24 protein-coding genes and 1 tRNA gene are annotated in these 22,225 nt (G+C 68.9%); 16 read left to right on the forward strand and 9 right to left on the reverse strand.

From position 1 onward, the window contains the following. Positions 1 to 114 precede the first annotated feature (114 nt). Complete coding sequence (locus tag AB0L00_RS23775; protein ID WP_364438004.1) at positions 115 to 1,110, forward strand: winged helix-turn-helix domain-containing protein; 996 nt, start codon at positions 115 to 117, stop codon at positions 1,108 to 1,110. A gap of 5 nt (positions 1,111 to 1,115) precedes the next feature. Here the strand turns inward: AB0L00_RS23775 and AB0L00_RS23780 are convergent, their stop codons facing one another. Further along, complete coding sequence (locus AB0L00_RS23780) at positions 1,116 to 1,661, reverse strand: RICIN domain-containing protein (protein WP_364438006.1); 546 nt, start codon at positions 1,659 to 1,661, stop codon at positions 1,116 to 1,118. A gap of 29 nt (positions 1,662 to 1,690) precedes the next feature. After that, positions 1,691 to 2,209, reverse strand: coding sequence for an RICIN domain-containing protein (locus AB0L00_RS23785; RefSeq protein WP_364438009.1), 519 nt, complete (start codon positions 2,207 to 2,209; stop codon positions 1,691 to 1,693). A gap of 190 nt (positions 2,210 to 2,399) precedes the next feature. Between AB0L00_RS23785 and AB0L00_RS23790 the strand changes: the two genes are divergently transcribed. Continuing rightward, the gene (locus AB0L00_RS23790) at positions 2,400 to 3,164 is read left to right on the forward strand and encodes an NYN domain-containing protein (protein WP_364438011.1); all 765 of its coding nucleotides are present in this window, start codon (positions 2,400 to 2,402) and stop codon (positions 3,162 to 3,164) included. 57 nt (positions 3,165 to 3,221) lie between these two features. On the opposite strand, the gene AB0L00_RS23795 is transcribed toward AB0L00_RS23790, so the two are convergent. Then, a complete protein-coding gene (locus AB0L00_RS23795) occupies positions 3,222 to 4,652 on the reverse strand; it encodes an MFS transporter (protein WP_364438013.1) in 1,431 nt (476 codons plus the stop codon). 142 nt (positions 4,653 to 4,794) lie between these two features. Between AB0L00_RS23795 and AB0L00_RS23800 the strand changes: the two genes are divergently transcribed. After that, entirely contained in the window at positions 4,795 to 5,208 is a 414-nt protein-coding gene (locus AB0L00_RS23800; RefSeq protein WP_364438016.1) for a MerR family transcriptional regulator, read from the forward strand. 106 nt (positions 5,209 to 5,314) lie between these two features. Beyond that, on the forward strand, positions 5,315 to 5,650 hold the full coding sequence (locus AB0L00_RS23805) for a hypothetical protein (protein ID WP_364438019.1): 336 nt from the start codon (positions 5,315 to 5,317) through the stop codon (positions 5,648 to 5,650). A gap of 79 nt (positions 5,651 to 5,729) precedes the next feature. Here AB0L00_RS23805 and AB0L00_RS23810 read toward each other — a convergent pair whose 3' ends face one another. After that, positions 5,730 to 6,170 (reverse strand): nuclear transport factor 2 family protein, encoded by a 441-nt coding sequence (locus AB0L00_RS23810; protein ID WP_364438021.1) that lies wholly within the window; start codon positions 6,168 to 6,170, stop codon positions 5,730 to 5,732. Positions 6,171 to 6,349: 179 nt separating this feature from the next. Between AB0L00_RS23810 and AB0L00_RS23815 the strand changes: the two genes are divergently transcribed. Together AB0L00_RS23815 and AB0L00_RS23820 are read left to right on the forward strand one after the other, a co-directional pair. Further along, on the forward strand, positions 6,350 to 6,610 hold the full coding sequence (locus AB0L00_RS23815; RefSeq protein ID WP_364438024.1) for a sigma factor: 261 nt from the start codon (positions 6,350 to 6,352) through the stop codon (positions 6,608 to 6,610). 12 nt (positions 6,611 to 6,622) lie between these two features. Then, positions 6,623 to 7,297 (forward strand): sigma factor-like helix-turn-helix DNA-binding protein, encoded by a 675-nt coding sequence (locus tag AB0L00_RS23820; protein ID WP_364438027.1) that lies wholly within the window; start codon positions 6,623 to 6,625, stop codon positions 7,295 to 7,297. 60 nt (positions 7,298 to 7,357) lie between these two features. On the opposite strand, the gene AB0L00_RS23825 is transcribed toward AB0L00_RS23820, so the two are convergent. Beyond that, positions 7,358 to 8,257: a LysR family transcriptional regulator gene (locus AB0L00_RS23825; RefSeq protein ID WP_364438030.1), complete on the reverse strand. Its 900-nt coding sequence runs from the start codon at positions 8,255 to 8,257 to the stop codon at positions 7,358 to 7,360. 112 nt (positions 8,258 to 8,369) lie between these two features. Between AB0L00_RS23825 and AB0L00_RS23830 the strand changes: the two genes are divergently transcribed. Together AB0L00_RS23830 and AB0L00_RS23835 are read left to right on the forward strand one after the other, a co-directional pair. Next, on the forward strand, positions 8,370 to 8,750 hold the full coding sequence (locus AB0L00_RS23830; RefSeq protein WP_364438033.1) for a hypothetical protein: 381 nt from the start codon (positions 8,370 to 8,372) through the stop codon (positions 8,748 to 8,750). Continuing rightward, positions 8,743 to 10,365 (forward strand): multicopper oxidase family protein, encoded by a 1,623-nt coding sequence (locus AB0L00_RS23835; protein ID WP_364438036.1) that lies wholly within the window; start codon positions 8,743 to 8,745, stop codon positions 10,363 to 10,365. Before AB0L00_RS23830 ends, AB0L00_RS23835 begins: the two co-directional genes overlap by 8 nt. 432 nt (positions 10,366 to 10,797) lie before the next feature. On the opposite strand, the gene AB0L00_RS23840 is transcribed toward AB0L00_RS23835, so the two are convergent. After that, positions 10,798 to 10,880: transfer RNA gene (locus AB0L00_RS23840), tRNA-Leu, on the reverse strand. A 107-nt stretch (positions 10,881 to 10,987) separates the two neighbouring features. On the opposite strand from AB0L00_RS23840, the gene AB0L00_RS23845 reads away from it, so the two are divergent. The 7 genes from AB0L00_RS23845 to pknB are packed head-to-tail and all read left to right on the forward strand — an operon-like array spanning position 10,988 to position 19,979. Next, the gene (locus tag AB0L00_RS23845) at positions 10,988 to 11,728 is read left to right on the forward strand and encodes a DUF3662 and FHA domain-containing protein (protein WP_345366472.1); all 741 of its coding nucleotides are present in this window, start codon (positions 10,988 to 10,990) and stop codon (positions 11,726 to 11,728) included. 11 nt (positions 11,729 to 11,739) lie between these two features. Beyond that, entirely contained in the window at positions 11,740 to 12,225 is a 486-nt protein-coding gene (locus tag AB0L00_RS23850) for an FHA domain-containing protein (protein ID WP_345366469.1), read from the forward strand. Continuing rightward, complete coding sequence (locus AB0L00_RS23855) at positions 12,222 to 13,778, forward strand: PP2C family serine/threonine-protein phosphatase (protein ID WP_364438039.1); 1,557 nt, start codon at positions 12,222 to 12,224, stop codon at positions 13,776 to 13,778. Before AB0L00_RS23850 ends, AB0L00_RS23855 begins: the two co-directional genes overlap by 4 nt. Further along, positions 13,778 to 15,274 carry an FtsW/RodA/SpoVE family cell cycle protein gene (locus AB0L00_RS23860; RefSeq protein ID WP_364438042.1) on the forward strand — a complete coding sequence of 499 codons (1,497 nt, stop codon included), beginning with the start codon at positions 13,778 to 13,780 and terminating at the stop codon, positions 15,272 to 15,274. Before AB0L00_RS23855 ends, AB0L00_RS23860 begins: the two co-directional genes overlap by 1 nt. Then, the gene (locus AB0L00_RS23865; protein ID WP_364438044.1) at positions 15,271 to 16,719 is read left to right on the forward strand and encodes a penicillin-binding protein 2; all 1,449 of its coding nucleotides are present in this window, start codon (positions 15,271 to 15,273) and stop codon (positions 16,717 to 16,719) included. The genes AB0L00_RS23860 and AB0L00_RS23865 overlap by 4 nt, the downstream gene beginning before the upstream one ends. A gap of 2 nt (positions 16,720 to 16,721) precedes the next feature. Beyond that, positions 16,722 to 18,152 carry a serine/threonine-protein kinase gene (locus AB0L00_RS23870; RefSeq protein WP_364438047.1) on the forward strand — a complete coding sequence of 477 codons (1,431 nt, stop codon included), beginning with the start codon at positions 16,722 to 16,724 and terminating at the stop codon, positions 18,150 to 18,152. 42 nt (positions 18,153 to 18,194) lie between these two features. Next, positions 18,195 to 19,979, forward strand: a complete 1,785-nt coding sequence (pknB, locus tag AB0L00_RS23875; protein WP_364438050.1) for a Stk1 family PASTA domain-containing Ser/Thr kinase — start codon at positions 18,195 to 18,197, stop codon at positions 19,977 to 19,979. A 244-nt stretch (positions 19,980 to 20,223) separates the two neighbouring features. Here pknB and AB0L00_RS23880 read toward each other — a convergent pair whose 3' ends face one another. Genes AB0L00_RS23880 through AB0L00_RS23890 form a run of 3 tightly spaced genes read right to left on the reverse strand, consistent with a single transcriptional unit; the run spans position 20,224 to position 21,843 of the window. Beyond that, positions 20,224 to 20,430 carry a hypothetical protein gene (locus tag AB0L00_RS23880; RefSeq protein ID WP_345366457.1) on the reverse strand — a complete coding sequence of 69 codons (207 nt, stop codon included), beginning with the start codon at positions 20,428 to 20,430 and terminating at the stop codon, positions 20,224 to 20,226. Further along, on the reverse strand, positions 20,430 to 21,083 hold the full coding sequence (locus AB0L00_RS23885) for a class E sortase (protein ID WP_364438053.1): 654 nt from the start codon (positions 21,081 to 21,083) through the stop codon (positions 20,430 to 20,432). The genes AB0L00_RS23880 and AB0L00_RS23885 overlap by 1 nt, the downstream gene beginning before the upstream one ends. Continuing rightward, a complete protein-coding gene (locus AB0L00_RS23890) occupies positions 21,064 to 21,843 on the reverse strand; it encodes a DUF881 domain-containing protein (protein ID WP_364438056.1) in 780 nt (259 codons plus the stop codon). Before AB0L00_RS23890 ends, AB0L00_RS23885 begins: the two co-directional genes overlap by 20 nt. Positions 21,844 to 21,962: 119 nt before the next feature. Between AB0L00_RS23890 and AB0L00_RS23895 the strand changes: the two genes are divergently transcribed. Beyond that, complete coding sequence (locus AB0L00_RS23895) at positions 21,963 to 22,220, forward strand: cell division protein CrgA (RefSeq protein ID WP_345366451.1); 258 nt, start codon at positions 21,963 to 21,965, stop codon at positions 22,218 to 22,220. The last annotated feature ends 5 nt before the right edge of the window (positions 22,221 to 22,225 follow it).

Genomic DNA, 22,225 nt, shown 5'->3' on the forward strand with positions numbered 1-22,225 from the left:
GCGGGCGAGATCGGTATTTGCCACGATGTTCTCCACGGAATGGGGCTGCTTTTCTCAATCCCGGTCCGGCCGAGCCGATGCTCCCCGAGAGAACGCACGTGGTTGGGGGAAGACGTGGCCTATCGCATCCACTTCACCGCGCAAGACCTGGCGCGGACACGTATAGCCGACAAGGCGATGCCGTTCCTCGAGCTGCACATCGCCATGCGGGCGGTGCAGAGCCGCACTCGGCGTGCGGCTCTGGACGCTTGGCGGCGAAGCGTCGACGCCCGGCTGACGGCGTCCGCCCGAATGGCTCTGTCACTCGTTCCCGTGGTCGGTTACGCGCAGTCGTTGTTCCCTCCCACGTGCGCCGGGGATCCGGAAGAACTACCGGACCGCGTGCTCGCCACGCCGCGCGCGGAGATCCGGGCGCAGATGAGCGCGATCGCCGAAGTACAGCCCGTGCCGTCCTGGACCCAGCGACTGGCCGATGACCGCTCGCTCCTGAAGCAGGTGGGGATCGAACTTCGCGGGCTGTACGACCACCTGCTGGGCCCCTACTGGGCGAACATCGAAGGCCTGTTCGCCCAGGACCGCACCGTACGGGCCCAACAGTGGCTCACCGGTGGCGTGGAGCGTGTCCTGGCGGAGGCGAATCCACGGTGGATGCGGTGGGACCCACCGGTGCTGGAGATCAAGATGGTGAACGGTGCTCAGCACGACCACATGCTCGAAGGCCAAGGCGTGTTGCTGCATCCGTCGGCGTTGTGCGACCGCACCATCATCGACTACGAGGTCCAGCCCCAGCCCGTCATCACGTATCCGGCGTGCGGCGACGACCCCCTGCGCCGGATGGCCGTCCTCACTCCGGAACCGGCCAGGGCCCGGCCGGGAGGCGCCGTGGCGGCCCTCCTCGGCCAGACCCGTTCGTCCGTACTGAACGTCATCGCCGAACACGCCGGCTGCTCAACGAAGGAACTCGCCGACCTCGCCGGCGTCGCCCCCGCGAGCGCCAGCGAACACGCCACCGTCCTCCGCGAAGCCGGCCTGATCCACACGGTGCGGCACCGCAACACCGTGCGCCACAGCCCGACCGATCTCGGCATCGGCCTCCTCGGTCTCGGCTGAGGAGCTCAGTGATGCCACTTGGCCCAGGTGCCCTTGCTGCCCCATTGATGCACCGGGTTGTTCGAACGCCGATCGTGATACTTCGGCTGCACGTACTTGTTGCCGCGAGGCGCCAGAAGATAGAAGTCCCGCTTTCCGGCGGCGCCGTACAGTTGGAACGACTGGTTGGTCTTGCCGTTGCACGGCCACTGCCCCAGCCTGGCGCCGTTCTTCTTGCTGCCTCCCAGTACGTCGAGGCACATGCCGCTGTGCTGGTTGACGAGTTCGTAGAGCACACCCGTGGTGCTGAGGATGGTCCACTTCTGGTTCGTCGCGCCGACGCAGCGATACAGATCGACCTTGGCGCCCTTGGCCCTGCTGGCGCCGTGGACGGTCATGCACAGGCCCGTCGCGCTGTTCACGAAGTTGGTCGGGCCCGACAGGGCGTGCACCGCTCGCGGGGACGCCTTCGACCCGGGTTCCGCCCAGGCCGGCCCCACCGCCGACCCGGCCATCGCCGCTCCGAGCGCGACCACCGTGAGCACACGCGCCTTGATGTGATGTCCCGACACCGCGGGTCCCCTTTCCGACGCTCGTACGGTCAGTGATGCCACCGGGCCCACTTCCCCTTGGCGGCCCACTGGTGGACCGGGTTGTTCGAGCGCCGGTCGTGATACTTCGGCTGGAGCTCTCGCAGGCTCACGGCGGACACGATCATGAAGCCGCCGCCGGCCATGCTGGTGATGAGGAACCGCTGATTGGACTTCCCGTTGCAGGTCCACTGCCCCAGTAGCGCCCCGTTGCCCTTCCGCCCGCCGAGGACGTCGAGGCACAGGCCGCTCTTGAGGTTCACGATCTGCTGCGTGTCGCGCATGGGAACGAGGGTCCATTTCTGGTTCGCCGCGCCGACGCAGCGATACAGATCGACCTTGGCGCCCTTGGCCCTGCTCCCGCCGTGCACGGTCATGCACAGGCCGGTCGCGCTGTTGACGATGTACCTCGGCGCCGAGCGGTACCTGGCGGCGGCCGGCTGCTGCGCGTTCGCGGGCGCCGCCAGCGCGATCCCCCCGACGAGTGCGGCGGCCGACCCGACGGCGATCAGGCCCGGTCGTACGTTCATACTTCGAGTCCTCTCTGGCATGCGAGGAACTCTTCACGCGTCGGAATGAACGCTCAAGAACGTTCGGTCTACGCCGAATAAGGACACAACAGGCACCCGTATCGCTGTACGAAGACCGGTCCCTGCTCTACGGTCCGGAGCACGAAGACGACCAGAAGGGCCGGCCGACGGCGTGACAAGGAGAAGCAGCATGGTCAGTGAGAACGCCGCCAAGCTCGCGGTCCTCATCGACGCGGACAACACGCGGCCGAGGATCACCGATGGGCTGCTGGCCGAGGTCGCCAAGTACGGCACCGCCCACGTCAAACGGGCCTACGGCGACTGGACCGGAACGAGCCTCAAGGGCTGGAAGGATCATCTGCTCGCCCAGTCGATCCAGCCGATCCAGCAGTTCGCCTACACCGTCGGAAAGAACGCCACCGACGCGGCGATGGTGATCGACGCGATGGATCTGCTCTATACCGGGCGCTTCGACGGATTCTGCATCGTCTCCAGTGACAGCGATTTCACCCGCCTGGCCGCGCGCATCCGAGAATCCGGCCTCACCGTGTACGGATTCGGCGAACGCAAAACCCCCAAGCCCTTCGTCTCGGCATGCGACAAGTTCGTCTACATCGAGAACCTTCCGTACGCGGACCGCGCCGCCACGCCCACCGACGAGACGCCCGTGCCCACCGAGCCCTCCTCCGCCGCGGCCCTCATGGCGGACGCCGGACTGCTGAACCAGCTCCGCAACGCCGTGGAGGCGGCATCCGACGAGGACGGCTGGGCCAACCTCGCGAACGTCGGATACATCGTCATCAAGCAACGCCCGGACTTCGACTCCCGCAACTACGGCTATCCCAAGCTGAGCGAGCTGATGGCCGCGATAGAGCTGTTCGAGCTCGACCGCCGTAGCCCCGGCGACGGAAAGCCGGGCGTCGTCTACGCCCGCGACCGACGCCGCCAGCCCTAGCCCACTACCGCGAACCCCGGCGCCCACAGCGGGCGCGGGATTCGGGGACGCCGTACGTCATCGGCCGACCGCTGGTGACTCCACCGAGCCGGGTGTGCGCGGGGACGCGGGCGGTTCGGCAGGCCGTTTCCGCGCGAGCCACAGGCCCGTCAGGATCGCGCCGGCCGCGGTGACGATGCCTGCGGCGAGGAACGCGGTGTCGAGTCCGGTCTCGAAGGTGGCACCGTGAGTCTGTCGGGTGCGGGCGATGGCACCGAGCACCGCGACACCCAGGATGGCGCCGATCTGCCGGGTGGTGCTGCTGACGCCGGAGGCCAGGCCGCCGTCTTGAGGATCGGCCGAGGACACGGCCGCGCCGGTCAGCGGTGACATCGCCAGACCGAAGCCGACGCCGACGACGGCCAGCCGCCACCACACGTCGCCATAGCCGGTGGCGTGCTGGACCGTGGACAGTGTCAGGAGCCCGATCGCCGCGAGGGCCAGTCCGGTGGTGACGACGACGCGGAAGCCGAATCGGGCGGCGATGCGACCCGCGTACGGGCTGATGATCACCATGGCCAGCGAGCTGGGCAGGGTTTCGATACCGGCCCGCAGGACCGAATGCCCCTGGACGAAGACGAAGAACTGGGAGAAGAAGAACGCCGAGCCCATCAGGCCGAATCCGACCACGGTCATGGCGGTGTTGGAAACGGTGAACAGTCGCCGCCGGAACAGCCGTAGCGGCAGCATCGGTGTCGCGACGCGAGCCTCGACGGCGACGAACACCGCGAGCAGGACGGTGGCCGCGGCGAGACTGCCGAGGATCAGCGGGGAGCCCCAGCCGTGGTCACCTGCTGCGATCAGACCGAAGGTGAGCGCGCCGACGCCGAGGATCGACAATGCCTGACCCGCGAGGTCGAGAGTGGGTGCCGCCGGATTGCGGGACTCACCCAGCACCCGCATCCCCATCAGCAGCGACACCACTCCGATCGGCACGTTGACCAGGAAGATGCCGGGCCAGCCGAACGTCTCGGTGAGGACGCCGCCCGCCACCGGGCCGGCGGCCAAGCCGACGCCGCTCAGACCCGCCCACAGCCCGATGGCCTTCACCCGTTCCCGCGGTCGCGGATATGCCGAGGCCAGCAGGGCGAGGGACGCGGGACTCAGCGCCGCGGCGCCGACGCCCTGCAGGATGCGCGCGGCGACCAGCCAGCCGAGCGTCGGAGCGACACTGCACAAGAGCGAGGCCAGCGTGAACACCGCCACGCCGGTCAGGAACCAGCGTTTGCGACCGAACCGGTCGGCGAACACGCCACCGGCCAACAGCAGCATCGCGACAACGAGCACATAGGCGTCCACGATCCACTGCAGACCGGTCAAGGTGGTGTGCAGCTCGACCTGCATGGTGGGCAGCGCCGCACCGACGATGGTGTTGTCGAGCAGCACCATGAACTGACCGACGCAGGTCAACGCCAGCAACGCCCGGGTGGACCGAACGTGTTCGGACACCGGCGACCCCCTCCTTCACGACCGGAACCGACGCCCCATGACGGGCGTTGGGAGGTGAACGCTAACGATTGACATCGATGTCACCTCAAGCCCAGGGCGTATCGTCGCCGTGGACAGGCGGCGCGCGACGTGAGGGGCTGCGATGCGGATCGGGGAGCTGGCGCGGCGGTCCGGAGCGAGCCCGCGTTCGATCAGGTACTACGAGTCGGTGGGACTCCTGGCGTCGCGCCGCGACAGCCGTGGATACCGCGAGTTCGATGACACCGCGATCGCGCAGATCGCGAAGATCAAACTGTTGTTGCGCGTCGGGCTGGACATCACCGACATCGTCGTGATGCTCCCTCGTGAGGACACGTCCGAGATCGTGTACTGCACTCGGGCCCAGCAGCGCATCGACGAACAGATAGCCCGCATCGAGCGCCAGCAGACGCTGCTGAGCGAAGCCCGATCGCTCCTGGTGGAACTCCAGCGTGTCGGACAGGTCACCGCCACCGTCCAGCCGTCCACCGAGCCCGTCCGAGCGGTGAGCGGCAACAGGATCGCGGGGATCCGCTGACCGCCGTCGCGTTCGAGGCGTCGACAGGCGGTGATGACTTTTGTCATCAGGGAAGCATGATCGCCGGTACTAACGGGCTGACCTGCGGATCTTTAACGTTACGGACATGACGAACACGGCATTTAACATCGCGGTCCTCGGCGGCGTCGAGCACAAGGCCGAACAGTCGATCCCCCAGCGCTTCGTCTCGATCTCCCCGATCGGCGGCGCCGACCTGGACCTGAGCCGGATCGACCACGACCTGACCGTCACCCAGATCTCCCTCGTGGGCGGCACCAAGATCACCGTGCCGGCCCACGCCAACGTGGACGTCGCCGGACTGGCCGTCCCCGGCCTCCTCGGCCGACGCCGATTCCGCGGAACCGCCGGACCCGACGCACCCACCGTCCGCGTACACCGCTACGGGATCTTCGGCGCCGTCAAAGTCATCCGCAACGCGTGAGCAGAACCCTCGGCGCCCGGCGCCGGTGTGGCACCGGGACCTTCCGAGGCGCGGCGACGTCCCGGACCTCTGCGACTCGTCAGGGCTCGAGGTCCGCCACTCCCTTGCCGCTCGCGATATCGAACGGCACGGAGATCTGGTCGTGCACGATCGACCAATCGCCGTCGATCTTCCGGAAGCAGAAGGTCGCCCGGACCCACATGCCGCCCGTCGCCGTCCCGTTCTTCAGCGTGCCGCTGAGCCGCCCGAAACCGTGCCCGAACGCCACGTCTTCGCCCGCGGTGACGGCCAGGTCGCGGACCTCATAATTCACTTCCTGGAAGAACGTGAACACGTTCGCCCAGTTCTTCAATTTCGCCGCTACTCCTACATGCTGCAGTGGCGGGTCGATGTCGAAGGACACGACATCCGTCGAGTAAAGCCGCTCCAGGCCCTCGAGATCCTTGGCTCGGATTCCTTCGATTATCTTCTCGACGTGCTGCTTGATCTTCGCTTCGTCTACCTCGCGTTGCGCGGACATCGCTCCCCGGCCCTTCCATTCGGTGTGGAATCTCAAGCGCTCACCAGTACGACGGAACGGCACCTCGGAATGTCAGGCCCACGGCCGCCGCGAGGTCAGGCGGCGCGGCGGCCTGACGATCCGGTGCGGTATCTCGTCGGACCGGTGAGAGCAATCCGACCCAGGGAGCCTCCGGAACCATGACCGACCACTCGGGGCCAGGACACGACCGGTCCGACGCGGGCCTGAACGCGATCATCAGCGAGCGGCGTCAACTGACCAATCTCGCCTACCGGCTGCTCGGCTCCCTGGCCGAGGCCGAGGACGCCGTCCAGGAGACGTACGCCCGCTGGTACGCCATGTCCCGGGAGCAGCAGGACGCCATCGCGTCCCCCGGCGCCTGGCTGAGCAAGGTCGCCGGCCGCATCTGCCTGGACATGCTCGGCTCGGCGCGGGCCTGACGCGAGCGCTACGTGGGTGAATGGATCCCCGAGCCGCTGCCCGACCGTACCGACTGGATCAGCACACGAGCGGGCACCGCCACCGCCGACCCGGCCGATCCGGCCGACCGGGTCACCCTGGACGAGTCGGTCGGCATGGCCTTCCTCGTCACACTCGAATCGATGACCCCGGCCCAGCGCGTCGCGCTCATCCTGCACGACGTCTTCGCCTACTCCTTCGCCGAGATCGCCGAGATCACCGGCCGTACCCCGGCGGCCTGCCGCGAGCTGGCCTCCTCGGCCCGCCGCCGCATCCGCACCGTCCGGCCGCCCGCGGCCCCGGCGGCCCACCAGGCCGGCCTGGTCAAGAATTTCAAGCAGGCCTGGGAGGCCGGGGACATCGACGCCCTCATCGGCCTCCTCGACCCCGGCGCCACCTTCACCGCGGACGGCGGCGGCCTGGTCATCGCCGCGCTCCACCCGATCGAAGGCGGCGAGCAGGTCGCGCGTTACATCACCGAGATCGCCGGCAGGTCATTCGACAAGGTGACGCTCCTGGAGCGCACGGTCAACGGCCAGCCCGGGCTGATGGCCCAGCTGGGGGACGTCACCGTGGGGGTGTACGCGTTCGAGGTCGCAGGTGACCGGATCAAGCACATCTGGGCCGTCCGCAACCCGGACAAGCTCCGCCCATGGACGGCAGGCTGACCCGCACCGCTCGCCCGCGAGGTACAGCGCCCGGACCGTGGAGCCCGCCCCATGAGCTCATCATCCGCGGTTCTCCTGTGGTGCGGGGGTGTTCCAGTCCCAACCGGTGATCGTGGTGCGCATCAGGCGGGCGGCGGGCGACAGGTGGCTGTCGGCGCCCCAGAACAGGGTGACCGTGCGACGGCAGTCGGCGCTGTCGACGGGGATCCAGATGAGCGGGGCGTGGGCGTCCATACGCCGGGCGAAGGCGGGGACGAGGCCGATGCCGAGTCCTGCGACGATCAGGGCGGCGATGGCGCCGAGCTCGTCGACCTCGCAGACGATCTTCGGCGTCAGGCCTCGTACGGTGAAGAGCCGATCGAGCAGGCGCCGTTGCCAGTGCCCCGTACGGGCGGTGACGAACGGCCGATCCGCGAGCTCCTCGACGCTCACCGACGTACGGCCCGCCAGTGGGTGGTCCAGCGGCACGGCCACTCCCACCTCCTCGTCGAGCAGCTGCACCCGCTCCAGTCCCTCGGCGTGGATCGGCTGGGAGGCGACACACAGATCGACGTCCTGGGCGCGTAGGCGGCGGGCCATGTCCTCGGCCGGCGACCAGTGGAGTTCGACCTCGACGGAGGGGTGAGCGCGTTTGTAGGCCGCCAGCGGCCCGGTGAGGGTGAGGAAGGTCTCCGACGCCAGCCTCACGGTGCGCACACCGTCGCTGGTGGCCTCGGCGACGGCTCGCCTGCCCGCCTCGAGCTCGCCCAGGGAGCGTTCAACGTAACCGCGGAAGAGCCGGCCGGCCTCGTTCAGCCGGAGACGGCCGCCCCGGTCGAACAGCGGCGCGCCGAGCTCGCTCTCCAGGCGGGCGATGGTGCGGCTCAGTGACGGCTGGGCGATGCGGAGCTCGTCGGCCGCACGGCTGAGGTGCTCCAGACGCGCCACCACGAGGAACTGCTTGAGCGAGTTCAGGTCCATGACCCCTCATACCTGCAGAAGCATAGCTGAATAGGAATATTGATCTTAGACAAGATAACTCACAAGTCATAACGTCGGGGCGAATCAAGAACGGAACGAGGAGGACGCCCTCATGGTCACCGGATGGGTGATGCGGGCCCTCGTCAGCGCACACGTGGTCGCGATCCTCGCCCAGCCCGTGTTCGCCGGCGTTTATCTGAGCGGTGACTTCGACGCCCTGCGCTGGCATGCGGCCGGCGCCGACGTCGTCACCTCCATCGGCTACCTGCAAGTGATCGCGGCGATCGTGGTCTGGGTCCGGTTGCGCCAGGCCTGGCCGTTCCTCGCCACGCTGGCCCTGGTGGCGGCCGAGACGGTGCAGTACTTCGCCGGGATGGACGGGGCACTGTGGCTGCACCTTCCGCTGGGCGTGCTGACCATCGTCGGGCTCGTCGTGCTGTTCATCGCCGTCTGGCGCCGGCCGGCCACGCTCGAGGAGGCCGACGTTGCGTGAGCCCATGGTGAACAGGCGCCAGGTGCTGGGGATCGGCGGAGCGCTCGGGCTGATGGCGGCCACCGGGCTGTCGACCGCGGCCGCGCTGTCCCGGCGGCCGTCGGCCACCGGCACCGAGTTGCGCAGCGCCGTACCGCTGCCGCCCGCGTTCCGGACGCCGTTGCCGCTTCCCTCCGCGCTGAAGCCGGTCAGCACCTCGGGCGGCGTCGACCGGTACGAGATGACACAGCGCGAAACGACCCTGGAGATCCTGCCCGGTGTCAGGACGCCGATGTGGACGTACGAGGGAACGTTCCCGGGGCCGACGATCGAGGCACGCCGCGGCCGCCCGATCGCCGTGACGCATCGCAACGAACTCCCCGTGCCGACCGTCGTTCACCTCCACGGCGGGCGGAACACACCGGCCTCCGACGGATACCCGACCGACCTCGTCCTGCCCCAGGGCTGGCCGGACCCCGCCGAAACGGCGCACAGCATGCCCGGCATGAGCGGGATGCACGGGATGAGCGGCATGGACGGGATGCACGATCCACGGGCGGTGGTGACGAGGCTGACCAGGGAGTACTCGTTCCCGCTGGACCAGCGGCCGACGATGCTGTGGTACCACGACCACCGGATGGACTTCACCGCTCCCGCGATCTGGCGGGGCCTCGCCGGGCTGCTGATCGTGCGCGACGACGCCGAGGACGCGCTCGGCCTGCCCGCCGGGCCGCGCGAGCTACCCCTCATGATCGCGGACCGCGCGTTCGCCCGCGACGGCAGCCTGCACTACCCCGCCCTGGACCCCACCCTGCGCGAGCGGCCCGGCGTTCAGGAGCGCTACCTCGCCGGAGTGCTCGGCGACGTGATCCTGGTCAACGGCGCCCCGTGGCCCGTGCACGAGGTCGACGCGGCCCGCTATCGGCTGCGCATCCTGAACGCCTCCAACGCCCGGCATTACGAACTCGAAGCGGTCACCGACGACGGACGCCGGCTCGACCTCGTCCAGGTCGGCGCCGACCAGGGACTGCTCGCGGCGCCGGTCACCCACTCGTCCCTGCCGATGGCACCGGCCGAACGCTACGACGTGGTCATCGACTTCTCCGGCGTCCCGGTCGGCGGCCGCGTCCGGATCGTCAACCGGCTGGGCTCCGGGCGCACCCGCGACGTGATGGCCTTCCGTATCGCGCGCAAGGCCACCGACCACAGCCGCATCCCCCGTCTCCTGTCGACCGATCTGCCGACGTGGCGCCGGTCGGACGCCGTGCGGGTGCGCGAGTTCGCCTTCCGCGCCGGGCGGATGCGCGGCGGTCACGGTTGGCTGATCGGCGGGAAACCGTTCGATCCCGCCCGTACCGACGTCACCACCCGTCTCGGCGATGTCGAGGTATGGCGGCTGATCGCCGACGTCCACCACCCCGTCCACCTGCACCTGGTCGGCTTCCGGGTGCTCTCACGCGGCGGGAGGCGGCCGCTTCCCCACGACGCGGGCCTCAAGGACACCGTCTCACTGCGGCCCGGCGAATCGGCGGAGATCATCACCCGTTTCGACGGCTACCGCGGCCGTTACCTCTTCCACTGCCACAACGCCGAACACGAGGACATGGGCATGATGGCCAACCTCGAGATCATTTAGAAGCAAGGCGGCCCAAATTCTCACCGACACCGGGCACGATGCGGGTAGGTGAGTTCTTGAGCTCGGTCAGGTCAAGGGCATGAGTCCGTACGGCCGGCGCGTCGAGTCCGGTGCGACACCCGCGGCGGACCACCGACCGCGGATCTTCCCCCTTGGCGACACCGAGGCACTGGACATGCTGCGCCAAATCGCCCCACAGCACCCGCGCAAGGCCTAACACCGACCAAGTCTCGGTAGATCTTCTCCCCAGCCCACGCATGGGGGGCTAGGGGGCAAAGCCCTCACAACCCCAAGCCCGCGCAGCGGGCGCAGGGGGGCGTGGGGGGCGCAGCCCCCCACCTCGGGGGGCTCGGGGGGTCGTCCCCCCGAAGAAACGACGAGGGGTCGACGGGAAGGAAGCGAAGCTTCCGACCAGCCGACCCCAACACCGAGTGGGCGAGGAGGGATTTGAACCCTCACGTCCTTGCGGACACACGGACCTGAACCGTGCGCGTCTGCCGTTCCGCCACCCGCCCCGGGCGCGTCCAAAGGTTAGCACCATTCCGGCGGTGGTCCGAATCGGTTGCTCGGGGCGAACCTACTCACAGATACGATCGTCTAGCAGTGGAGAGGGGAGGTGCACGTGGGTGTCCTACAGCGCTTCGAGCGTCGGCTCGAAGGCATGGTCGAGGGTGCCTTCGCTCGGGCTTTCAAGTCGGAGCTTCAGCCCGTCGAGGTGGCCAGCGCGATTCAGCGCGAGATGGACGAGCGCGCCGCGATCGTGGCGCAGGGTCGCACGCTGGTGCCGAACGACTTCGTCGTCGAGATCTCACATCCGGACGGCGAGCGGCTGGAGGTCTACGCCGACAGCCTGAGCCAGGAGCTGGCCAATCTCGCCCGTGAGCACGCGAAGGAGCAGGGTTACTCCTTCGTCGGGCCGGTGCGGGTGCGGTTCGAGAACGCCGATGACCTGCGCACGGGAATGTTCCGGATCCGGTCCGGGGTCATCCGTGGCTCCACCGTGGAGGGTGGCGAGATCCGCCAGCCGATGAGCGACATGCCGCCTCCGCCGCGCGGGTTCGCGGGTGGCCGGCCGCGGTTGCTGGTGAGCACGGAGGGTCAGCAGAGCCACACGTACGATCTGACCACTCCGGTGACGTTGCTCGGCCGGGGCACCGATTGTGATCTTCGGCTTGTCGATCCCGGCGTTTCCCGGCACCATGCCGAGATCAGAGTCGAGGGTCCGGAGGTGGTTGCGGTTGATCTAGGGTCGACGAACGGCACTTTCGTGAACGGCCAGCCGATCCGCCGTGTGACCCTGCATGACGGCTCACGCGTGACGCTCGGCCGGACAACCCTGGTGTTCCGCCGCGATAGGGAGTAGCTCCGACTCCGATGAACCAAATCACCCTGACGCTCATGAAGGTGGCGTTCCTAGCCGTGTTGTGGCTGTTCGTCATCGCGGCCGCGGGCGTCATCCGTGCCGATCTGTGGGGCTCGAAGGCCGCCGCCAAGGCCCAGCGGCCTCGGCAGGCCGCCCAGCCCGCCCGGCCGCCGCGGCAGGCGGCGGCGCCGCGCGTCAGGCGTTCGGAACCGACCAAGCTGGTCATCACCGAGGGTGCCCGGGCCGGCACGACGATGGACCTGGTCGGGACGGAGATAACCATGGGTCGTGGGAATGACGTCACGCTCCCGCTCGGAGACGACTACTCTTCGGGACGGCATGCCCGGCTCTTCTCGCAGAACGGTCAGTGGTTCGTGGAGGATCTCGGTTCGACGAACGGCACCTATCTCGGGCGCGCCAAGGTGAGCAGGCCGGAACCCGTCCCCGTCGGCGTACCGATCCGCATCGGGAAGACCGTCATAGAGCTGCGCAAATGACCATCGGAATTCACTTCGCCGCCCGGTCGGACGTCGGCATGCTCCGCGAGGGCAATGAGGACTCGGCGTACGCGGGCTCCCGGCTGCTCGCGGTGGCCGACGGCATGGGCGGCCATGTCGGCGGCGAGATCGCCAGTGCCGCCGCCATCGAGACCCTGAAGCCACTCGACCGGGACTTCCCGCCGCACGAGCTTGTCGGCGCCCTCGAGCAGGCGGTGCACCGGGCCAACGAGACCCTGCACAGCATCGTCGAGGGTGATCCGTCGCTGCAGGGCATGGGCTGCACGCTCACCGCGATGCTGTGGAACGGCCCGCAGGTCGCCCTCGTCCACATCGGCGACTCTCGCGCGTACCTCCTGCGGAACGGCGAGCTGTTCCAGATCACCCATGATCACACACTGGTTCAGTCCCTCGTCGACGAGGGCCGGATCAGCCTGGACGAGGCCGCGTCCCACCCGCAGCGCTCCCTTCTGTTGCGGGCGCTGGACGGCCGCGGCGAGGTCGACCCGGACATCTCGCTGCGCGAGGCGCAGCTCGGCGACCGCTACCTGCTCTGCTCCGACGGGCTGAGCACGGTGGTGAGCGCGGAGACCATCCACCACGCGCTGAGCACGGCGGCAGAGCCGGACCAGGCCGTACGCCAGCTCATCGACCTGGCCAACCGCGGTGGCGGCCCGGACAACATCACCTGTGTGGTGGCCGACGTGGTCGAGCTGGAGCAGCAGCAGGGCCCGCCGCCGGCCTCGATCACCGCGGGCGCCGCGCACAACGCCGGCCGGGGCCGCGGCGAGGCGGACATGCCGCCGCCCGGCGCGATGGCCGCGGAGACGCCGGCCCAGCGGGCCGCGGCGCTGCGGGAGCAGCAGCCCGCGCCGGTGACCGTGGCGGACATCCCGGCGGTCGGCCGACAGCAGCACGAGGACACACTGCCGCAGATGGCGGTCGGCCGGCGACGGCGCCGCTGGCCCTGGCTGGTCGCGGTGGCCGGTGTGGTCGTCCTGCTGGCCGCCGGCGGGTCGTACGTCGCCTGGAACACCGTCCAGGGGCAGTACTACGTCGCGGCGGACGGCGGCCAGGTCGTCATCTACCAGGGGATGAACCAGGACCTCCTCGGGTTCAAGCTGTCCCACCTGAAGGAGCGGCCCAGCCCGGCGCTGAAGGTCGCCGACCTGGCGCCCTCGGCGCGGGAGTCGGTGAACCACACGATCGACGGCCTGGGCAGCCTGAGCAAGGCCCATAACACCGTCAACACGCTGCGCAAGCAGGTCTGCCACCTCGTCGTCTCCGACAACAAGGGCGTCGTGACGATCTGGAAGGGCAAGGGCCAGCAGAGCACGCTGGGCTGTGAGGAGACGGTCGTCGAGCCGTCGAGTCCGCCGGTGCAGATCAACCTGCTGCCCAAGACGGACAAGGACAACGTGCACAAGGGCATCTCCGTCACGGACCTGACGCAGGCCCGCGCCAAGGTGCAGGAGCTCCGCGACCAGGCCGACCTCTGCAAGAAGCAGCCGGGCAAGAACGGCTGCCCTACTAAGCCGAACACCACTCACTGATGACTTCCGCAGCCGCCGAACCCGAGGTTCAGATCGCGACCCGCCCCCGGCGGAGCGCCCAGCTCGGCATGTTGATCTTCGCGTTGGTGATCACCGTCGCGGGTTTCGCCCAGGTCGGACTGGCGCGCGACGGCAGTCTGCCCGCCGGGATGTACGGATACGGCATCGGCCTCGGGATCCTCGCGGCCGGCGCCTACTTCGTCGTGGCCCGGTTCGCGCCGTACGCCGACCCGCTCCTGCTTCCGCTGGCCGTCTTCCTCAACGGCCTCGGGCTGGCGATGATCTACCGGCTGGACCTGAGCACGAGCGCCGACTGGAAGAAGGCCCTCCAAGAGGGCAAGAAGCTCTCCTACATCGGGCCGTCGACGACCGGGCAGCTCACCTGGACCGCGCTGGCGATGATCTTCTTCGCCGTCACGCTGTTCGTGCTGAAGGACATCAAGATCCTCCAGCGCTACATGTACACGATCGGCGCGGTCGGGCTGTTCTTCCTCGCCCTCCCGGGCTTCCTGCCCTCGTCGATCAGTGGCGCGCTGGGCGCGAAGATCTGGATCCGGATCGGCGGGTTCTCGATCCAGCCCAGTGAGTTCTCCAAACTCGCGTTGGTCGCGTTCTTCGCCGGATACCTGGTGAACAAGCGCCAGAGCCTGTCGATCGTCGGCAAGAAGCTCGGCCCGGCGAACCTTCCGCGCGCCCGCGACCTCGGCCCGATCCTCGTCATCTTCGTGATCTGCCTCGGCGTCCTGGCGCTGGAGAACGACTTCGGTACGGCCATCCTGTTCTTCGGGCTGTTCGTGAGCATGCTGTACGTCGCGACCGAGCGCTTCATGTGGGTGCTGATCGGCGTCCTGCTGCTGGCCTGCGCCTGCCTCATCGCCCCGGAGATCCCGCACGTCGCGCAGCGGATCGACACCTGGCTGGACCCGCAGGCGTACTTCGACGGCGGCTGCCGGATCGGCGGGAAGATCGTCAACCAGACGCACTGGGACGTCTGCAAGCAGAAGGGCGGCGTGTACCTCGCCGACAGCAGCCAGCTGATGTTCGGCCTGTTCTCGATGGGCCAGGGCGGCGTGCTCGGCACGGGCCTCGGCCAGGGCGAGCCGTGGCGCACTCCGCTGTCCTACAGCGACTTCATCTTCACCTCGTTCGGCGAGGAGCTGGGGCTGACCGGCGCGATGGTGATCCTCATCGTGTACGGGCTGATCGTGCAGCGGGGCATGAAGGCGGCGCTGGCCACGAAGGACAACTTCGCGAAGCTGTTCGCGGGCGGTGTGTCGTTCGTCTTCGCGCTGCAGGTCTTCGTCATCGTCGGTGGTGTGACGCGACTCATCCCGCTGACCGGCCTGACCACGCCGTTCCTCGCCCAGGGCGGATCGTCGCTGCTCGCGAACTGGATTTTGATCGCCATTCTGATCCGCATCAGTGACACCGCGCGGCGGCCCGCGCCGCAGCCGATCCAGGACGAGGGGATGACCCAGGTGGTGAGGACGCAGTGAACAAGCCGCTCCGCAAGATCGCGGTGGCCGGCATGCTCCTGCTGGTCGTCCTGATCGTGAACATCAACTACCTTCAGGGGTCCCAGGCGGAGAAGCTGCGGACCGACCCGCTGAACTCCCGGCAGTTCGCCCAGCAGTGGGAGCACAACCGGGGTCCGATCATGGCGGGGAAGGTCACGCTGGCCTACTCCGAGAAGATCGGCGGCAAGGACGGCAAGAACTACCAGCGGCACTACAACCAGGGCACGATGTACTCGCCCATCACCGGGTACGTCAGCGTGTTCAGCCGTACGGGCCTCGAGTCGGCGCAGAACGGCCTGCTGGACGGCACGGACAAGCGGCTGGCGCTGCACAACTGGTTCGACATGCTGGTCGGCAAGAAGGCCGCGGGCGCCACGGTGCAGACGACGATCAACCCGGACGCGCAGGAGGCCGCCTACAGCGGCATCAAGAACCGCACGATCCGGCGCGGCGGCGCGGTCGCCATCGACGTCAAGACGGGCGCCATCCTGGCGATGGCCTCCTTCCCGTCGTTCGACACGAACGACGTCGCTGTCCACGACGGGACGAAGGCGAACAAGGCCTTCACGGCGCTGAACAAGCAGAAGCCGGACCCGATGTTGAACTACGCGATGCGCGAGACCTTCGCGCCAGGCTCGTCGTTCAAGATCGTCAACTCGGCCGCCGCCATCGAGAGCGGGCAGTACAACAAGGACTCGGGGGTCGACGCCAGTGAGCTGCGGCTGCCGGAGTCGGGCCAGACGCTGCCGAACTCCGACGGCGACGAGCAGAAGTGCAGCGGCAGCCCGCCCCTGATCGACTCCTTCGCGGCGTCCTGCAACTCGACGTTCGGCCGCCTCGCGCTGAAGCAGGGCCAGGAGCAGCTCGGCGCGATGGCCGCCAAGTTCGGCTTCAACAAGCCGACCGAGGTCGAGAACGGCATGCCCAGCGCCACCAGCCAGTACCCGACCAAGCAGATCGGCGGCGACGCCCTGGCCCGCAGCGGCATCGGCCAGGAGGTCGTGACGGCCTCGCCGCTGCAGATGGCGATGGTCGCCCAGGCGGTCGCCAACGACGGCAAGATGATGAAGCCGTTCCTCGTCAAGCGAGTCGTCGCCCAGGACCAGTCAGAGCTGCTCACCGCCGAACCGAAGGAGCTCGGGCAGCCGATCAGCGCGGAGACGGCCGGCCAGCTCCAGGAGATGATGCGCGCGGTCGTCGAGCGCGGCACGGCGGCGAGCACGATCGGCGGGCACGACATCGCCGGCAAGACCGGAACCGCCGAGACCGGCGTCGGCGGGATCAACGAGGACTGGTTCGTCGGCTTCGCCCCGAAGAACAACCCCAAGATCGCCTTCGCCGTCGTCACCGAGGGCCCGGCGGGATCGAGCGGTGCGAAATTCTCGGCGCCGATCGCCCTGCGCATCGTCCAGGCGGTGCGCTGACCATGACCACCCCAGACGTCCTGAACGACCGGTACGCGCTCGACGAGCGGCTGGCCATCGGCGGGATGGGCGAGGTCTGGAAGGCCACCGACCGGCTCCTGGGCCGGCCGGTGGCGGTCAAGCTGCTGAAGCAGCAGTACCTCGACGACGAGACGTTCCGCGGCCGCTTCCGCGCCGAGGCGCGGTTCGCCGCGGCGCTGCAGCACAGCGGCATCGCGCAGGTCTTCGACTACGGCGAGCAGGACGACCTGGCCTACCTCGTCATGGAGCTGGTCGCGGGCGAGACGCTGTCGCAGATCCTCGCGCGCGACGGGCGGCTGTCCGCCGACGCGACCCTGGACCTCGTCGGCCAGGCCGCGCGGGCGCTGCACGTCGCCCACTCGGCGGGCATCATCCACCGGGACATCAAGCCCGGCAACCTGATGGTGACCGACGACGGCACCGTCAAGATCACCGATTTCGGCATCGCGCGCAGCGGTGACAGCTCCATGACCCAGACCGGCATGGTCATGGGCACCGCGCAGTACGTCTCGCCGGAGCAGGCGACCGGCAAGAAGGTGACCCCGGCCGCGGACCTGTACTCCCTGGGCGTGGTGGCGTACGAATGCCTGGCCGGAGGTCCGCCGTTCGTCGCCGACACGCCGGTCGCGCTGGCCCTCAAGCACGTGCGTGAGGAGCCTCCGTCGCTGCCGTCGTCGGTGTCGCCGGCCGTCCGCGGCCTGGTCTCCGCCATGCTGGCCAAGCATCCGGACGACCGCCCGCGCTCGGCGGCGGAGATCGCCGAGGGCGCGTACGCGATCCGCCACTCGCTGGGCGTCGGCGACGCCGTCGCCGCGGAGGAGACCGCCCTCGCCTACGGGTGGACGGTCGAGGCCCCTCTCGCCGGGGACTGGGCGGCGGGCGCCGCCGGGGACGCCCCACCGGACCAGGGCCCGGCGGCGGCCGCCGCGTTCGCCCAGGCCGAAGCCGCTCAGGCCGGCCCCGCGACCGAACAGATGCGCGCGCCCGCACCGCAGAGGTCGCATCGGGCCCGCGCCCGCCGGCGGGGGCGCGTCGGCCGGTTGGTCCTGGTGAGCGCCGCGGCCGTCGTCGTCCTCGGCGCGGGCGTGTTCACCGTCACAGCGCTCTGGAAGAGCCCCGGCCACACTAAGCTCGTGGACGGCAACCGGGTCCAGCCCGCCAGTGGGATCGCTCCGACGAAGCACACCAGGCGGCCTCGTCTTGGCGTGCCGACCGATCGGCCCGTACCCTCGGGTTCGACCTTCGACCCGACGACTCCCAGCCCGACGCCGAGTTCGGCGACGAGCTCGACGCCAGTCACGAAACCGACCAGAACGAGGAGTACCCCGACAACGACGCCTACCACACCGGCGGCGGATTCGCCGTCGACCTCTCCGGAACAGCCGCCTGTGAGCAGCTCTCCAGGCGGATAGGTTCGGAGAGCATGGTGTAGACGACGAGGGAAAGTGCGAGACATGACTCAGCCTCGGCTACTCGGTGGTCGCTACGAGCTCGATGGTGTCATCGGGCGTGGTGGCATGGCCGAGGTCTACCGAGCTCGGGATCTCCGTCTTGATCGTGTTGTCGCGATCAAGACGCTTCGGGCGGACCTGGCCCGGGATCCGACGTTTCAGGCGCGGTTCCGCCGGGAGGGCCAGTCCGCGGCATCGCTGAACCACCCATCGGTCATCGCCGTGTACGACACCGGCGAGGACATGATCGACGGTAACCAGGTGCCGTACATCGTCATGGAGTACGTCGAGGGGCGCACGCTCCGCGACGTGCTGCGGGACGAGCACAGGCTGCGGCCCGAGCGGGCGATGGAGATGGCCGACGGGATCCTGCGCGCGCTGGACTACAGCCACCGCGGCGGGATCGTGCACCGGGACATCAAGCCGGCCAACGTGATGCTGACCTCGAGCGGCGAGGTCAAGGTCATGGACTTCGGCATCGCCCGGGCGATGGCCGACTCGGCCGCCACGATGACGGCGACCGCGCAGGTCATCGGCACCGCGCAGTACCTCTCGCCGGAGCAGGCCCGGGGCGAGCGGGTCGACGCCCGCAGCGACCTGTACTCCACCGGCTGTGTGCTGTTCGAGCTGATCACCGGTCGCCCGCCGTTCCAGGGCGACTCGCCGGTGGCCATCGCCTACCAGCACGTGCGGGAGGAGCCGCCGACGCCGTCGCACATCGACCCGTCGATCCCGCACTGGGCCGACGCGATCATCCTGAAGGCGCTCACCAAGGACCCCAACTACCGGTACCAGAGCGCGGCCGAGATGCGCGGCGACATCCAGCGCGCGCTGCAGGGCATGCCGGTCTCCGCGCCGACCATGACGATGAACGGCGGCACCCAGGTCATGCAGGGCGGCCCGCCGACCCACGCGACCCGGCCGGCGACGATGGGCTACGACCTGCCGCCGGTCAACTACGCGGAGGCGGACGGGCCGGAGGGGCGTGGCAAGAAGATCGCGCTCGGGGTGGTCGTCGCGCTGCTCGCCGTGGGCGCGGTGACGGCGCTGTACTTCATGTTCAGCGGTAACGGCGGGAGTGCGAAGGACAGCACCACCGTCGCGATCCCGACCGGCATCGTCGGCGACGACCAGGACTCCGCCAAACAGCAGTTGACGACTCTCGGCTTCACGAAGATCAAGACGACGAAGAAGCCGAGCGACAGCGTCGACAGCGGCAAGGTCATCAGCGTCACCCCGACCGAGAACACCAAGATCGAGAAGGCCCAGGTGCCCACCACCGAGGTGACCCTGGTCGTGTCGACCGGCAAGCAGAAGGTCGCCGTTCCCTCGGTCCGGGGGAAGAGTGAGGACGAAGCGAAGAGCGCCCTGGAGAACGCCGGTCTGAAGGTCGGCAGCACGGACAAGCAGAACAGCTCGTCCGTGCCGAAGGGCTACGTGATCAGTTCCGATCCGAGCTCCGGCACGAAGGTGGCCAAGGACACCGAGGTCAACCTGACCGTCTCCCTCGGTCCCGGCAAGACCACGGTGCCCTCCGAGGTCGGCAAGCAGCTCTCCGACGCAAAGGCCGACCTGCGCAGCAACGGCTTCTCGGTTCGGGTGACCTACGTCGACCCGCAGAACGGCGAGGCACCGGGCACGGTCGTCGACCAGAGCCCCGGTGACGGCGACACGGCCAACCGCGGCAGCACGGTGACCCTGATGGTCGCCAAGCAGCAGACCCAGCAGCCGCCGGATCCGACCGCGGATCCCACACAGTCCGGCAAGCCGGGCTGGCCGGGCTTCTGACGAACACCGACGCGGCCTCCCTCCGCCCATCATCGGCGGGGGGAGGCCGCGTCGTTCGTACGGGTCGGTCGGATCCCTGGTCTCTGATCTCGCCGACGTCGTGTCACCCGTCGGCGGGGGCCGGGCCTCGAAGCGGGTCCGGACATGAGGGAGGGCTTCCGCCGCTCGGGGGCAACGGCGGAAGCCCTCACTCGTTGATCCGTCTTGACCCCCTATGGCGTTACACGGTCCGCCGAGAATCTTTTTACCGATGTTTTGCGGCCGGGCTCGGGGGTGCCGTAGCCGACGTGCCGCCGTCGTCCACCGTTCCGTGATCGAACTGGATCTGGGGCTCGAACCAGGGGAACACGACGTACCACAGCAGGACGCCGACGACGAGCAGGCCCACGACGGCGGTGTAGACGCGTGTCACCGTGTCGCCGGGGAGGTGCCGCCACAGCCAGGTGTACATCAGGAGGACGCTCCGTTCACCCGGGGGATCGAGCCGACCATCCGCCCGAAGACGATGAGCCGCTCGGCGGCGGAGTACTTCGGATGGCAGGTGGTGAGGGTGATCAGCCGCTGGGTCGGGTCCTTGGTGGGGTGTTCCGGCACCGGTGCGACGACGCTGACGTCACTGGGCGACACGACCTTCTTGCCGGTGACCTGGTAGGTGTACTGCCGGGTCCGGGTGTCGATGAGGATCTTGTCGCCGGGGTGCAGTCGGTCGAGGCGGTTGAACGGCGCCTGGTACGTCGTACGGTGCCCGGACACGACGAAGTTGCCGATCTGGCCGGGCATCGCGGTACCAGGGTAGTGACCGGGCCCCTTGCGCAGGTCGGCGATGGAGACGCCCTCGATGATCACGTAGTGGAAGCTCTTGCCCAGCCGGGGGATCCGGATCAGGGCGAGGCCCTGGCCGAGGCGGACGCGCTCGGCGGTCACGGCGCCCGGCGCCTTGCGCGGCGGTGGCGCGGCCCAGGCGCGAGTGAGCTCGCCGTCGAGCTTGTGCTGCGCGGCCTGCGTGTACGCGCCCGTGCCCCACAGCTCGTACGCGACGAACAGCAGCAGGACGGCCCCTGCGGTGATGAACAGCTCGCCGAGGCTACGGATGAGAGTTCGCACCGTCGGGCTCCAGCGCGGTGGCGTACTTGGGCTGCACGTTGCCCGTGTAGGCGGGCAACGTGGTCTTCTTGAGGGTTGTCACGGTGTACCCGAGTCCGTATTCGGCGACGTACTGCCGGTAGACCTGAATGGCCGGTGAGGCGTCCAGGGCCGCTCGCAGCCGGCCCGGATCTCCGACCGCGGTGATCCGGAACGGCGGCGAGTAGACGACGCCCTGGAGGATGAGCGTATTGCCGACGCAACGCACGGCGCTGGTGGAGATCAGACGTTGGTCCATGATTTGCACACCCGTTGCACCGCCGGTCCACAGCGCGTTGACGACGGCCTGGACGTCCTGCTGGTGGACGACGAGGTCGTCCGGGCCTGGGTCGCCGGGGATCCGCCGGCCGGTGGGCGCGTCGTCGAGGGTGACGCGCACGCCGTGTCCGGTGAGGGCGGCGAACCCCGTGCGGGCCGCGAGGCGGTCGGCGTCCTCCTGCGCGGCCTTGACCCGGGCGTCGCGCTGCGCGACCGCCCGTACGAGGCCCTCCACCTGCCGCCGCAGGTGGCGATAGCTCGCCTGGGAGCCCTGGTACTGCCGCTGCTCCTGGGCGATGAGCTCGGTGACCTTCGTACGGCCGCCGCCCCGCAGGTCCGTTCCGTGCGCGGTGCTTCCGCTGGCCGCGAACAGGGTGCCGGCGAAGATCGTCAGGGCGGGGATCGCGTAACGCCACGGCCGGCCGCCTCCGGTCATCCCGCCATTGCCGGGTTTTCGCCGCATCGCGACACCCCACCGCCCCCAATAAGGTCGTACGCTGCTCACCAGCGACTACGCTAACTGACAAATTGACCCATGCGCGGACCCGGCGTGCGGCCGCGTTCCGCCCGAGGAGAGACCCCGTGCCCAAGTCGAAGGTACGCAAGAAGGCCGTCTACACTCCGCCGCAGCGCTCGCAGAAGGTCTCGGTCAGCCCGAGGTGGCTGGTGCCGACGATGGTGGGCTGCTGGCTGCTCGGCCTGGCCTGGATCGCCGTCTACTACATCACGGCCAGCGTCAGCGCGACAGTGCCGCTGATCACCTCGCTGAGCAACTGGAACCTGCTGATCGGGTTCGGCGTGATCGTGGTCGGCGTGGTGCTGTCGACGCGCTGGCGTTGACTTCC

The sequence above is a fragment of the Actinoallomurus sp. NPDC052308 genome (assembly GCF_040679195.1).
GTDB classification, from domain to species: Bacteria; Actinomycetota; Actinomycetes; order Streptosporangiales; family Streptosporangiaceae; genus Actinoallomurus; species Actinoallomurus liliacearum.

Coding starts and splice junctions, on each gene's coding strand:
- AB0L00_RS23785 (WP_364438009.1), bottom strand. CDS start 2,209: ATGAACGTACGACCGGGCCTGATCGCCGTCGGGTCGGCCGCCGCACTC.
- AB0L00_RS23790 (WP_364438011.1), top strand. CDS start 2,400: ATGGTCAGTGAGAACGCCGCCAAGCTCGCGGTCCTCATCGACGCGGAC.
- AB0L00_RS23800 (WP_364438016.1), top strand. CDS start 4,795: ATGCGGATCGGGGAGCTGGCGCGGCGGTCCGGAGCGAGCCCGCGTTCG.
- AB0L00_RS23805 (WP_364438019.1), top strand. CDS start 5,315: ATGACGAACACGGCATTTAACATCGCGGTCCTCGGCGGCGTCGAGCAC.
- AB0L00_RS23810 (WP_364438021.1), bottom strand. CDS start 6,170: ATGTCCGCGCAACGCGAGGTAGACGAAGCGAAGATCAAGCAGCACGTC.
- AB0L00_RS23815 (WP_364438024.1), top strand. CDS start 6,350: ATGACCGACCACTCGGGGCCAGGACACGACCGGTCCGACGCGGGCCTG.
- AB0L00_RS23825 (WP_364438030.1), bottom strand. CDS start 8,257: ATGGACCTGAACTCGCTCAAGCAGTTCCTCGTGGTGGCGCGTCTGGAG.
- AB0L00_RS23830 (WP_364438033.1), top strand. CDS start 8,370: ATGGTCACCGGATGGGTGATGCGGGCCCTCGTCAGCGCACACGTGGTC.
- AB0L00_RS23850 (WP_345366469.1), top strand. CDS start 11,740: ATGAACCAAATCACCCTGACGCTCATGAAGGTGGCGTTCCTAGCCGTG.
- AB0L00_RS23855 (WP_364438039.1), top strand. CDS start 12,222: ATGACCATCGGAATTCACTTCGCCGCCCGGTCGGACGTCGGCATGCTC.
- AB0L00_RS23860 (WP_364438042.1), top strand. CDS start 13,778: ATGACTTCCGCAGCCGCCGAACCCGAGGTTCAGATCGCGACCCGCCCC.
- AB0L00_RS23870 (WP_364438047.1), top strand. CDS start 16,722: ATGACCACCCCAGACGTCCTGAACGACCGGTACGCGCTCGACGAGCGG.
- pknB (WP_364438050.1), top strand. CDS start 18,195: ATGACTCAGCCTCGGCTACTCGGTGGTCGCTACGAGCTCGATGGTGTC.
- AB0L00_RS23880 (WP_345366457.1), bottom strand. CDS start 20,430: ATGTACACCTGGCTGTGGCGGCACCTCCCCGGCGACACGGTGACACGC.
- AB0L00_RS23890 (WP_364438056.1), bottom strand. CDS start 21,843: ATGCGGCGAAAACCCGGCAATGGCGGGATGACCGGAGGCGGCCGGCCG.